Annotated in this window: 9 protein-coding genes and 1 riboswitch; of the genes, 6 read left to right on the top strand and 3 right to left on the bottom strand. The window is 40.2% G+C overall.

All coding sequences use genetic code 11. The features are described 5' to 3' along the window. Positions 1 to 73: 73 nt before the first annotated feature. The 3 genes from LQ227_RS07210 to LQ227_RS07200 form a co-directional block, all read right to left on the bottom strand. Positions 74 to 670, bottom strand: coding sequence for a short chain dehydrogenase (locus LQ227_RS07210; protein WP_230148879.1), 597 nt, complete (start codon positions 668 to 670; stop codon positions 74 to 76). A gap of 74 nt (positions 671 to 744) precedes the next feature. After that, a complete protein-coding gene (locus LQ227_RS07205) occupies positions 745 to 1,878 on the bottom strand; it encodes a histidine decarboxylase (protein WP_230142290.1) in 1,134 nt (377 codons plus the stop codon). Positions 1,879 to 2,030: 152 nt separating this feature from the next. Then, the gene (locus tag LQ227_RS07200) at positions 2,031 to 3,638 is read right to left on the bottom strand and encodes a S41 family peptidase (protein WP_230142289.1); all 1,608 of its coding nucleotides are present in this window, start codon (positions 3,636 to 3,638) and stop codon (positions 2,031 to 2,033) included. 190 nt (positions 3,639 to 3,828) lie between these two features. Between LQ227_RS07200 and murQ the strand changes: the two genes are divergently transcribed. The 6 genes from murQ to LQ227_RS07170 all read left to right on the top strand — a co-directional run bounded on the left by murQ (position 3,829) and on the right by LQ227_RS07170 (position 12,859). Next, positions 3,829 to 4,632, top strand: coding sequence for an N-acetylmuramic acid 6-phosphate etherase (murQ, locus tag LQ227_RS07195; protein WP_131028100.1), 804 nt, complete (start codon positions 3,829 to 3,831; stop codon positions 4,630 to 4,632). Between the two features lie 113 nt (positions 4,633 to 4,745). After that, positions 4,746 to 5,312, top strand: a complete 567-nt coding sequence (locus tag LQ227_RS07190) for a hypothetical protein (RefSeq protein ID WP_230142287.1) — start codon at positions 4,746 to 4,748, stop codon at positions 5,310 to 5,312. 38 nt (positions 5,313 to 5,350) lie between these two features. Beyond that, on the top strand, positions 5,351 to 6,106 hold the full coding sequence (locus LQ227_RS07185) for a Bax inhibitor-1/YccA family protein (protein WP_230148878.1): 756 nt from the start codon (positions 5,351 to 5,353) through the stop codon (positions 6,104 to 6,106). A gap of 116 nt (positions 6,107 to 6,222) precedes the next feature. Further along, positions 6,223 to 6,327, top strand: a riboswitch (SAM riboswitch). A gap of 168 nt (positions 6,328 to 6,495) precedes the next feature. Next, positions 6,496 to 10,194 (top strand): methionine synthase, encoded by a 3,699-nt coding sequence (metH, locus tag LQ227_RS07180; RefSeq protein WP_230148877.1) that lies wholly within the window; start codon positions 6,496 to 6,498, stop codon positions 10,192 to 10,194. Positions 10,195 to 10,338: 144 nt separating this feature from the next. Next, on the top strand, positions 10,339 to 11,292 hold the full coding sequence (gene metF, locus LQ227_RS07175; RefSeq protein ID WP_108197393.1) for a methylenetetrahydrofolate reductase [NAD(P)H]: 954 nt from the start codon (positions 10,339 to 10,341) through the stop codon (positions 11,290 to 11,292). A 175-nt stretch (positions 11,293 to 11,467) separates the two neighbouring features. Further along, positions 11,468 to 12,859, top strand: a complete 1,392-nt coding sequence (locus LQ227_RS07170) for a pyridoxal-dependent decarboxylase (protein WP_230148875.1) — start codon at positions 11,468 to 11,470, stop codon at positions 12,857 to 12,859. The last annotated feature ends 29 nt before the right edge of the window (positions 12,860 to 12,888 follow it).

Genomic DNA, 12,888 nt, shown 5'->3' with positions numbered 1-12,888 from the left:
TAATATAAAGCATTGGGTTTTGAATAGCCAAAATTTTAGAACAAGCTTTTGTTAAAAAAAATGTCTAGCGTAATTAATAAACCTTTATTACCTGTCCGGTTACAATACCCAGCACACTTTTCTCGTAAGCTTTAACTACTTTCTCCATACTAACAGGAATTTCGCCAGGAAAAGAATCAAAATAAGCAGGCGAATCTTCAACCACGTTGGGACTGATGGCATTTATACGAACCCCATTTTCAAGTTCTGGAGCAGCAGCGAGAACAAAAGAATTTAATCCTCCATTTATTGCGCTTAGTGCGGCACCTGCCGCAACAGGATGATCAGCCAATATGCCCGAAGTTAGGGTAAGTGAGCCACCTTTATTAATGTAATGCTGACCAATAAGCACGAGGTTAACCTGACCCAATAGTTTGTCCAATAAGCCACGCTTAAATACTTCACCCGTCATCTGGCTTACAGGAGCAAAAGGACCTTTTCCACTGGTACTGATCAGGGCATCAAAAGCACCAATCTGCTCAAACATGGTTTTAATCGATGCTTCATTGGTAATATCTACCTGAACGTCACCTTTGGTATTTCCTACACGGATGATCTCATGTTTTTGTGCGAAAGTTTCAGCTACTTTTGTGCCCAACGTGCCTGTCGCGCCTACAATTATTATTTTCATATAAATATGTTTAATGTGGATACCAGATTTGCATCGTTATTAAACATCAGGGTCATTAAAATGTTTGCATCGCGTTAATCCTGCAACACAATTTCTGCTTTCAGGTCGGTAATCAGAAGATCGACATGCGCTTGGGTTACGTTAGGCATGCAGATGATATGAGAATTTCCCTGTTCAGCTGCCAGTTGCCATTTTTTACAAATTGTTGCAGATGGGGTAGGGAAGTTTACAGTTATGGCATTCGTGTTTCGCCATGCAGCAATACCCAGCGCTTTAAGTTTTTGTTCGGTATAAGCTGCAGTTGCTAAACTGTGCATGGCCCTGGTTTTTAAACCTGTTATACCCAAACGTTTAATGGTGTGCCATAAAAATAAGGGGCTATGGCCATTTCTAGATCCGGTAATGGTGGTATCAACACTTCCGATGTAAGCCACCGAACGGGCAATCCGATCCCGGTTCGATTTTTTGGCAACTACTACACCGCAAGGCATCGGCGAGCCAAAAAACTTGTGACCGCTAATGGCGATGCTGTCTGCGCCATCTTCAAAGTCGAATGCTGGTCTGGGTTCAATCAACGCACTATAGGTGCCAGAAAGTGCAGCATCGGCATGGATATAATAATGTTGGATAGCCAGTTTTTTTAAGATGCTTTTAATTTTGGCCACATCGTCACGGGCTTCGGTCATGGTGGTGCCAATATTGGCCATAATGATAACAGGCATGTGACGGTTCATCCTTATGGTGTGTTCAAGGTCTTCGTAATCAATTTCTCCATTTTCCTGGGTACGGATAACGATATTTGACATGTTGAGTAAGTGCAGGTTCTTTTGCACACTATAATGTGTAGCTTCAGAGTAATAAACCATTCCTTTTGGATGTAATTCGCGGGCAAGATACAAGCCATAAAGATTTCCTTCTGAGCCGCCATTGGTTACATAACCCCACCAGTTATCTGTAGGGGCACGGAAAAGTTCGGCAAAAAACTGGACTACTTCTTTTTCGAGTTCACGTGAGCCTACGGCATAGGTTGAAGTAACAAAAGGATCGCCCAGGTTGTTCATCGGATATTTTAAAAAATCTGAAAGTGATTGATAATCAAAGTCCTTTGAAACGGGATAACCTAAGAATAAATCGGTCTGTTTCTTAACGTTCTCTAATAGATCATTTAATACTTGTTGGTCCTTTTCCTTTAATTTGCTCGCTTCCATAAAAAATATGATTTGCTGGCAAAATTAATAAAACAAAATATAGTTTTATGGTTTGTGTTAAATTAAGAATATTATGTTTGGATGTGTTGTATTTGTGAAATTAAAATTCTTTTTAGCATCTGGATTCATCCGCCATAGCATATAAAATATGGCTATTGAAGGTTAAGTAGCGCTTGTCTTACGGCGTTGTCGGTTTGGTTTGCAGCCTTGTAATAGCCTACATCGCCCAGATAATAACGGCAAAGCAAAGCTTTTAAATCATTCAGAATCACATTTTTCGAATTATACAATTGAAAACGGTCTATCGCTACATTTTTGCGTTGAAGATATCCGATAAAGTCTTTAAAGTCGTTATCATTTATAGTGAAAATGTTGATATTCTGCTCTACAAAACTGGCACTATACTTATTGGTAAGTACATTAAATACATAATCAGAAAGCACTTTTTTGCTTACTAAATTGCTGTAAAACTTATTGTATCCACTCGTGTCTAATTTTACAAATACATCTGGCTGGATACCGCCAATCGGTTTAACTTTTCTGTTGGGCTGAATATTTACGCCTTCTGTTTTTTCAATAGAATCTTGAAAAGAGGTCCGGTCTCCGGTAAGCTCTCCGTCCATCATGCGTTCGTCTAATTCATGTTTGTAGGCATCGTAACCTTTTTTATACGATTTTTGGATACTACGACCAGATGGTGTGTAATATCTAGCGATGGTTAAGTTCAATGCAGAGCCGTCGCCAAAAGCAAATTGCTCTTGTACCAAGCCTTTACCAAAAGAACGGCGGCCAACAATAATTCCGCGTCCCAGATCCTGGATGGCTCCAGCAACAATTTCGCTGGCCGAAGCGGTATTTTCATTAATCAAGATGGCCAGTTTGCCATTTTGAAAAGCGCCGGTGCCCGTAGAAAAATAATCGGTACGTGGCTCATGTTTACCCTGTGTATATACAATAAGTTTGTTCTCTGCTAAAAACTGATCGGCCAAGCCTGTAGCTGCCGTAAAATAACCCCCTCCATTATCGCGCAAGTCAAGAATCAGTTTTTTCATGCCCCTTGCTTTCAGGTTATTGGCTGCAACTGAGAAGTCGTTATCGGTATTGGCGCCAAACTTGCTGATCCGTACATAACCTGTTTCGTTATTGATCATATAAGCGGCATCGATACTGCTGATGTTTACTTTGCCTCGCGTAACCATAATGCGGTTACTTTGCGGTGCACCTGGATGTAAAAGCACCACGCTAACACCTGTTCCAGACCTGCCTTTAAAACGACCGGTAAGTTGGTCTTTTGGTAAGTTTCTCCCACTTACAACTGCTGTATCGATACTCAGAATTTTATCGCCTAATTTTATCCCCGCCTGATAAGCCGGGCCATCTTTAACCACGCCGGTAACCATCATGGTATCGTTAAGCATATAATATTCTATGCCCACACCCTCAAAGTTTCCTTCCAGGTTATCGGTCATATCCTGCGCATCGGTTGGCGGCAGGTAAACACTATGTGGATCGAGTTGGTGCAGAACGCTGTCTATGGGTAAGTTTTGAAGCGAATCGGTATTGATGTCATCAACATAATTACCGTTGATGATGTGTAAGATCTCATTTAATTTCTCATCGCTGTTGCTGGCAAGTTGAGGGCTCTTTTTAACGCCAAAGCCTTGATCTTTAATAAATTTTATGCCCAAAAACATACCCACTATTAAAATTACAGAATAGCTTGCAGCGATCAGTATGTTATTTCGGGTATTTTTTTTCATCAGCGTTACTGCAAATTTATGAAAATTAGCGAGTTGATATATTTTTTAACTGCATTTTCATGTCTTTTGTTTATAATATTTAACATTAATTAATGCAATGGAGCCATAGGTTGAAATTTAAGACAGATATTTTTGGGTTTTTAGGGTAGTTTTTAGAAAGAATTTACCGAATTTTATCAAAATTAAATTTATGAATAGAGTTACCGAGCAAGAATCTAACTATAACCACATCGATCAGATGTCGGTGTTAGAAGTTTTGCAGGGCATTAATAACGAAGATAAAACTGTAGCATTTGCAGTTGAAAAATCTTTGCCTCAGATCGAAAAATTAACATCGGCAGTGGCCGAGCGAATGAAAAAAGGTGGCCGTCTCTTTTATATAGGTGCGGGTACAAGTGGTCGTTTAGGTGTAGTAGACGCATCAGAATGCCCACCTACATATGGTGTTCCTTTTGATTGGGTTGTTGGAATTATTGCCGGTGGAGATACAGCCATTAGAAGAGCGGTAGAATTTGCTGAAGATGATGCCGAACAAGCCTGGAAAGATCTTCAGGAATTTGAAATTAACGAGAAAGATTGTTTGGTTGGCCTGGCAGCGTCAGGTACTACGCCTTATGTAATCGGCGGATTAAACACAGCACGTAAGCATGGTATTTTAACAGGTTGCATCGTTTGTAATACCGGCGGACCTATTGCTGCAGAATCGGATTTTCCGGTTGAAGTGGTGGTTGGCCCTGAGTTTGTAACCGGCTCTACCCGCATGAAATCTGGTACGGCGCAAAAAATGGTGTTAAATATGTTAAGCACCACCGTTATGGTTCAGTTGGGGCGTGTAGTTGGCAATAAAATGGTCGATATGCAGTTAACCAATCATAAACTCGTAGACCGCGGTACACAAATGGTGGCCGATGAGCTAAATATAGGTTACGATGAAGCAGCTGAGTTGTTAACCCGTTATGGAAGTGTACGTAAAGCAGTTGAAGCAGGACACTAAGAAATGAGAGAAGGATGAAGGATTGAAGGAAAGAATTAGTGAATGATAGCATGAAAGAATAGCATTATCATTCAATCATTCAAAACTCACTCATTCAATAATTAAAAAAGAGTATGCACGAAATTGAGCCTTATTACCAGTGGAGAGATGATTATATTTCGGCAGAAGATGAGCGTTCGCCGTTTTACAATACCGAATATTCAGAACTTTACTTCGATAAGCAGATTTACAATTTTTTACTTCACCCCCAATGGGACGAGTTTGGTTCGAATACCTTATACATGAAGGTGTTATACGCCGATTATGATCGCAGTTATGCGGTTATAGAATTTATAGGCGAGTGGAACGATGCCATTAACAACGACATTATGCTGCTGAAACGCGATATTTTAGAGATGATGATGGATGAAGGCATTAATAAATTTATCCTGATCGGTGAAAATATACTGAATTTTCATGCCTCTGATGACAGTTATTACGAAGAGTGGTTTCAGGAAGTAGAAGATGGCTGGATTGTTGGGGTGAATTTTCAGGAACACGTAATCACCGAGTTTCGCGATAATAACATCGATTATTACATTAACTTTGGTGGTGCATTTGATAATCTGCCATGGCGCACATTAAAACCGCTACAATTCTTTAAAAAAGTTGAAGAATTGCTGACAAAAAGATTAAACTAAATATTTATTTTTATATAGTTAAATACACAAAATTTAAAATGGAACAACAAAATTATCAATATCAAAAGGACAGTGTTTTTGTACAGGAAAGATCTGCATCTAAACGTTTCTTTGGGAATGTTTTCTTATGGATGTTTGTAGCATTAGCTGTTTCCACAGTTGCAGCTTATTTTATCGCAAGTACACCAGCGGTATTGGACTATCTTTTATCTTATAATCCTCAAACTGGTAAAGGTGGCTTTACTGTTTTAGGCTATATTGCAATATTTGCCCCACTCGGGCTGGTATTCTTAATGGGTGCTGGTATGCAACGAATGTCTTATCAGACGTTAATCGGCGTATTTTTGCTTTATTCTATATTAACCGGAGTAATGCTCAGCTTTATCTTGTTAACCTATTCTTTGCCATCAGTTGTAATTAGTTTTGCTGCGGCCGCCGCAATATTTGCAGTAATGGCGGTAATGGGATATACCACAGATACCGATTTAAGTAAATTTGGTCCTATATTATTTGCTGGTGTAATCGGTTTGGTGATCATTAGCGTAATCAATATGTTTTTGGGGAGCTCAACATTAGGTTACATCATGGGATTTATCGGAGTAGCAATTTTTACTGCATTGACTGCATATAAGGTTCAGGAGCTTAAAAGGATAGGCGAAGGATTAGATGAAAATGGCAACACTTTAGGCGTAAATGAAAGCAAAAAATTAGCAATCATGGGTGCACTGTCCCTCTACATTACTTTTATCAACTTGTTTTTGTCGCTATTGCGTATTTTCGGTAACAGAAGGTAAACCTCAAAAACAGAACAATATTCTTAAGGCCGTGCAGAATTGCATGGCCTTTGTAATTTTATTTGGTAGCAAAGCGATAAATTTTGGAATTGATGTTGCTTTGTTGCATTTTTGTATGCTTATTAAGAAAGACGGAGGGATTAGACCCAACGAAGTCTTAGCAACCTGTAACCATACAAGGTGCTAAATTCTATTCTGCAAATAGCGGAAACAGATAAGTTTAGGATTACGATTCACGTACCAACTTTTTAAATAAGCCATATAAGTATTGGGTATTAAGTATCAAGTATCAAGACAGATTTGTTTATACTTTGCTTTTATCTAAAGTTAGTTCGATCTATCATTAATATTGATACTTGATACTAACTGCTTGTTACTAATAACAACAGATGAGCATAAGAGAAGAATTAGAAAAACGTATTTTGGTGATTGATGGTGCAATGGGTACCATGATTCAGCGATATACCTTAACCGAAGAAGATTTTAGAGGGGAGCGATTTAAAAACCATCCCTGTGATGTAAAAGGCAATAATGATTTGCTCAACATCACACGTCCGGATATTATTAAAACCATACACCTGGAGTACCTGGCCGCTGGTGCCGATATTATCGAAACCAACACGTTCAGTACACAGCGCATTTCCATGGCCGATTACCAGATGGAAGACCTTTCTTACGAAATGAGTTTTGAAGGTGCGCGGGTGGCAAAGGAAGCCGTAAATGAGTTCATGGCTGCAAATCCAGACCGTAAATGTTTTGTGGCCGGTGCTATTGGCCCAACCAACCGTACCCTTTCCATGTCGCCGAATGTAAACGATCCTGGTTTTAGGGCAGTCTATTTTGATGAGCTTGAAGCAGCTTATTATGAGCAGGTGCGTGGTTTGGTAGATGGTGGTTCTGATGTATTATTAATCGAAACCATTTTCGATACTTTAAATGCTAAAGTGGCTATTGTAGCCATAAAAAAATATGAAGAGGTAATTGGCCGTAAACTGGAGATCATGATTTCTGGTACCATTACCGATGCCTCCGGAAGAACACTTTCAGGTCAAACTGCCGAAGCTTTTTTAAACTCTGTAATGCATGCAAAACCATTAAGTATCGGTTTTAACTGTGCTTTGGGTGCTAAAGAAATGCGTCCGCATATTGAGGAACTTGCAGCAAAAGCAGGCTGTTATGTTTCGGCCTATCCAAATGCAGGTTTACCAAACGAGTTTGGCGCTTATGATGAACAGCCACATGAAACGGCACATTTGGTTGATGACTTTATTGCATCTGGTTTTGTGAATATTGTGGGTGGCTGTTGTGGTACCACACCAGAGCATATTGGCTGTATTGCCAAAAATGCGCGAAAAGCTGAGCCGCGGAAAATACCGGTTCTTGAACCTTATATGCGTTTAAGCGGATTGGAACCCGTAACCATCACTCCAGAAAGCATTTTTGTAAATATTGGTGAAAGAACAAATATCACCGGATCTCCCAAATTCTCTAAACTGATTTTGGGTGGCGATTACGAAGCTGCACTGGCCGTTGCCCTGCAACAGGTTGAAGGCGGTGCGCAGATAATTGATGTGAACATGGATGAGGGAATGTTGGATTCGGAAGCAGCCATGACCAAATTCTTAAATCTCATTGCCTCTGAACCTGATATTGCCAAATTGCCAATCATGGTCGATTCATCCAAATGGTCGGTTATTGAAAATGGCTTAAAATGTTTGCAGGGAAAAGGAATTGTAAACTCTATTTCACTAAAAGAAGGGGAGGAGAAATTCCGCGAAAGTGCACGCAAAATTATGCAATACGGTGCTGCGGTAGTAGTAATGGCTTTTGATGAGCAGGGACAGGCCGATAATTACGAGCGCAGAAAAGAAATCTGTAAAAGAAGTTACGATATTCTGGTGCACGAAATTGGTTTCCCGCCAGAGGATATTATTTTCGATCCGAACATTTTAACCGTTGCAACCGGATTAGAAGAGCATAATAATTATGCTGTCGACTTTATAAATGCCACCCGCTGGATCAAAGAAAACCTACCTCATGCTAAAGTGAGCGGTGGGGTTTCCAATATTTCTTTCTCTTTCAGGGGGAATAACACCGTTCGCGAAGCCATGCACTCCGCATTCCTTTATCACGCCATTCAGGCTGGTTTAGACATGGGAATCGTAAATGCAGGGATGTTGGAGGTTTATCAGGAAATTCCACCCGAATTGTTAGAAAGGGTAGAAGATGTACTCTTAAACCGAAGAGACGATGCTACAGAGCGTTTGGTAGAATATGCCGATACCGTAAAATCGAAAGGTAAAGAGGTGGTTAAAGATGAAGAGTGGAGAAAAGGCGCTGTTGAAGAGCGGTTATCTCATTCTTTAGTAAAGGGAATTGTAGAATACCTGGATGATGATGTGGAAGAAGCCAGACAAAAATATGCCCGACCGATTCAGGTAATCGAAGGGCCATTGATGGACGGGATGAACATTGTTGGGGATCTATTCGGAGCCGGCAAAATGTTCCTGCCTCAGGTGGTAAAATCGGCAAGGGTAATGAAAAAAGCTGTAGCCTATTTATTGCCATTTATTGAACAGGAAAAGCTGGATAATCCCGATCAGGATCAAAATTCATCTGCAGGAAGAGTTTTAATGGCCACCGTAAAAGGTGATGTGCACGATATTGGAAAAAATATTGTAGGCGTAGTATTGGCTTGTAATAACTTCGAAATTGTTGATATGGGCGTGATGGTTCCTGCGCAGGAAATCATCAAAAAAGCCAAAGAAATAAAAGCGGATATTATTGGTTTAAGTGGATTGATTACACCATCATTGGATGAAATGGTTCATTTTGCCAAAGAAATGGAACGCGAAGGCTTTACCATTCCCTTAATTATCGGTGGGGCAACTACTTCAAGAATCCATGCTGCTGTAAAAGTAGCGCCAAATTATTCAGGTCCTGCTATCCACGTATTGGATGCTTCCAGAAGTGTTACCGTTTGCAGCACCCTGATGAACCCGGATACAAGAGATGAGTACATTGCAGGTATCAGGGCCGAATATGATAAAGCACGTGAAGCGCATTTAAATAAGCGATCGGATAAACGTTTTAAAACCTTAGAAGAAGCACGTGCAAATAAATTTAAAATCGATTTTCAACCAAACCTACCCGTTCCGGAATTTACAGGCACAAGGGTTTTTGATAATTACCCATTAGAAGAATTGGTTCCCTATATCGATTGGACGCCGTTTTTCCATACCTGGGAGCTCCGTGGCAGTTATCCGAAAATTTTCGACGATAAAAATGTAGGTGACGAAGCGAAGAAGCTTTTTGATGATGCACAGACTTTATTAAAACGCATCCTCGATGAAAAACTGTTAACAGCAAGAGCCGTAATCGGTTTCTGGCCAGCAAATGCGGTAGGAGACGACATCGAGTTGAGAGTTGAGAGTGATGAGTTGGGAGACTCTAAACTCCAAACTCCAAACTCCAAACTAGTCAAAATCCACACCCTCCGTCAGCAGGCCGAAAAAGTAGATGGGCAGCCTTATTATGCTTTGTCTGATTTTATTGCACCGAAAGAAAGTGGTATTCAGGATTATTTTGGTGGTTTTGCCGTAACCGCAGGTATCGGGATTGATGAACTGGTAAATGAGTTCGAATCCAATTACGATGATTACAACAGTATCATGGCTAAAGCATTGGCCGATCGTTTAGCTGAAGCTTTCGCAGAACGCTTGCACGAACGTGTGCGTAAAGAATACTGGGGGTATGCACAAGATGAAAACCTGAGCAACCAGGAATTGATTAAAGAAGAATACGCAGGTATTCGTCCCGCACCAGGTTATCCTGCCTGTCCGGAACACACCGAAAAAGGAACTTTATTCCAATTGCTTGATGCGGAGAATAAAATTGGATTGCACTTAACTGAAAGTTATGCCATGTATCCAACAGCAGCGGTAAGTGGGTTTTATTTCGCGCACCCTGATTCGAGGTATTTTGGATTAGGAAAAATCACCAAAGATCAGATTGAAGATTACGCCATCAGAAAGAATATGCCGGTTGAAGAAGTGGAGCGGTGGTTAAGTCCAAATTTAGCTTATTAATATTGTCGATTTGTCATCCTGAGTGAAGCGAAGGATCTCAAAACGATGAACATATAATTTTGATGTTTGCAGTCGTCAGAAATAAGAACTGCTACAATGTTAGAGATGCTCGTTAGCACTCAGCATGACACCCAGAAATAGGTTATGAAGATTACAGACCATATAAAAAACGCAAAGGGTAAAACCTTGTTCTCTTTTGAACTATTGCCGCCTATTAAAGGGCAAAGTATACAATGGATTTATGATGCGATAGAGCCATTATTAGAGTTTAATCCTCCTTTTATCGATGTAACTTCGCTCCGCGAGGATTACATTTATAAAGAACAGGCCAATGGTTTGCTCCAAAAGGTTTCGTATCGCAAGCGTCCGGGAACCATAGCCATTTGTGCGGCTATTATCCATAAATATAAGGTCGATGCCGTTCCACATCTCATTTGCGGTGGATTTACCAAGGAAGAAACTGAAAATGCATTGATCGATTTACAATTTTTGGGAATCGATAACGTGTTGGCTTTGCGGGGCGATGCACGTAAGGCAGATGGGAATTTCGTGCCAACTCCTGGCGGACATTGTTATGCTACAGATTTGATCGAGCACATCAAGAATCATAATGAAGGTAAATTTCTCCACGAAGATGTAGAAACCTTTAAAAGCGATTTCTGTATCGGCGTGGCTGGCTATCCTGAAAAACATTTCGAAGCGCCTAACATGAGTACCGATTTCAAATACCTGAAAAAGAAAGTTGAAGCAGGAGCAGAGTTTATTGTTACGCAGATGTTCTTCGATAACCAGAAGTATTTCGACTTTGTAAAGAAATGCAGGGAAAACGATATCAATATTCCAATTATACCAGGTTTGAAACCGATTAGTACCTTATCGCAGTTAAATGTACTGCCTAAGATTTTTCACATCGATTTACCTGATGAATTAACGGATGCGCTATCGCACGCTAAAAATAATAATGAGGCAAAAGAAATTGGTACCGAAGCGATGATTAAACAATGTAAAGAACTGATTGATTTCGGTGCTCCAGTACTACACTTTTATACCATGGGCCGCCCCGAGCAAACCAAAAAGATTGCGAAAGCTATTTTTTAATCAAAAAGCATCGTCATTGGGAGGCACGAAGATAACCGAACGAAGTGAGCTCATGAATGCCTTTAAAAACAACTGCAAAATGAATAATCCTACAACGATCGCTAATTAACCTAGCGCTTTAGGATTGCTTCGTGCCTCGCAATGACGTATTTTCTTTATTACTTAAATTATCATCATGAATAATCTAAATATCGACCAACAAAACCTTGATGCCATCCTAACAGAGGTTAAACAACAGGGAATAGATTATTTAAACCAAATTCATGAACGGCCTACGGCCAGTTCTGCTGAAGCAGAGATTGTTTGGGATTTAAGTGAGCAGGGTTTTGGTACACTTGAAGCCTTAAAACAATTTAATCAACGTTTTGAACCCATTATGGTGGCCTCGTCTGGTCCAAGGTACTGGGGTTTCGTAACCGGAGGTACTACACCTGCCGCCATTGCTGGCGATTGGCTGTCGACTATCTACGATCAAAACACGCAAAACGCAAAAGGTAACGGCGACATTTCGGCTATCATCGAACTCGAAACCATCCAGTTATTACTTTCATTGTTTAACCTGCCCAAAGATTTTTTTGGTGGTTTTGTAACAGGTGCAACCTTATCTAATTTTACCTGTCTAGCTGTTGCCAGGCAATGGATTGGCAAACAATTTGGGAAAGATTTTGCCAGAGAAGGTATATCCGGTAAGGTAAATGTACTGTCGGCTACACCGCACTCATCAGCCATAAAATCCTTATCGATGCTTGGCTTGGGGAGTGGCAATTTTATTCAGGTAAACGTAATGCAGGGTAATCGCGAAGCATTGGATATTGCCGACCTTGAACTAAAAATACAAGCCTTAAATGGCGAACCTTTCATTCTGATTTCCAGCGCCGGAACAGTAAATACGGTTGATTTTGATGATTTTGAAGCCATTAATACCTTAAAAGAAAAATATAATTTCTGGTGGCATATCGATGCAGCCTTTGGTGGCTTTGCCGCTTGTTCGCCAAAATATAATCATTTGGTTAAAGGATGGGAGCATGCCGACAGTATTACGATAGATTGCCATAAGTGGCTAAATGTACCCTATGAAAACGCCGTATTTTTAGTGAAAGAAAAATATCAATTGTTACAGGTAGAAACCTTTCAGAATTCTAATGCGGCTTATTTGGGCAACCCGATGGAAAATTTCAGTTACTTAAATTTTTTGCCAGAAAATTCCCGCCGTTTAAAGGCCTTACCTGCATGGTTTACCTTAACAAGCTACGGAAAACAAGGTTATCAGGAAATTGTGGAAAGTAATGTTGAAGTGGCTTTACAGTTTGCAGATTTTATTAATGAAAATCCAAACTTCGAGTTGTTGGCACCCGTACGTCTAAATACCGTTTGTTTTTCGTTGACAGATGAAGGTTTAGTTGCAACATTCCTGAATAAGTTAAACGCGGGCGGAAAAGTTTTTATGACCCCTACATTTTATAACGGGAAGAAAGGAATACGTGCTGCTTTTGTAAACTGGCGGACCTCAGCCGCTGATGTTGAGTTGGCTACGACAGTTATGCTTAAAATTCTTACAGAACTTTAACCTTAAAATTATTGTTTTAATGCTGTAGC

This window comes from Pedobacter sp. Bi27 (assembly GCF_918698255.1).
In the GTDB taxonomy this organism is placed as follows: domain Bacteria; phylum Bacteroidota; class Bacteroidia; order Sphingobacteriales; family Sphingobacteriaceae; genus Pedobacter.
This window is presented reverse-complemented; position numbering and strand designations above follow the sequence as displayed.

Excerpts from the sequence above, each read along its gene's own strand:
- LQ227_RS07190 (WP_230142287.1), top strand. The coding sequence starts at position 4,746 with ATGCACGAAATTGAGCCTTATTACCAGTGGAGAGATGATTATATTTCG.
- metF (WP_108197393.1), top strand. The coding sequence starts at position 10,339 with ATGAAGATTACAGACCATATAAAAAACGCAAAGGGTAAAACCTTGTTC.
- metH (WP_230148877.1), top strand. The coding sequence starts at position 6,496 with ATGAGCATAAGAGAAGAATTAGAAAAACGTATTTTGGTGATTGATGGT.
- LQ227_RS07210 (WP_230148879.1), bottom strand. The coding sequence starts at position 670 with ATGAAAATAATAATTGTAGGCGCGACAGGCACGTTGGGCACAAAAGTA.
- murQ (WP_131028100.1), top strand. The coding sequence starts at position 3,829 with ATGAATAGAGTTACCGAGCAAGAATCTAACTATAACCACATCGATCAG.
- LQ227_RS07200 (WP_230142289.1), bottom strand. The coding sequence starts at position 3,638 with ATGAAAAAAAATACCCGAAATAACATACTGATCGCTGCAAGCTATTCT.
- LQ227_RS07205 (WP_230142290.1), bottom strand. The coding sequence starts at position 1,878 with ATGGAAGCGAGCAAATTAAAGGAAAAGGACCAACAAGTATTAAATGAT.
- LQ227_RS07185 (WP_230148878.1), top strand. The coding sequence starts at position 5,351 with ATGGAACAACAAAATTATCAATATCAAAAGGACAGTGTTTTTGTACAG.
- LQ227_RS07170 (WP_230148875.1), top strand. The coding sequence starts at position 11,468 with ATGAATAATCTAAATATCGACCAACAAAACCTTGATGCCATCCTAACA.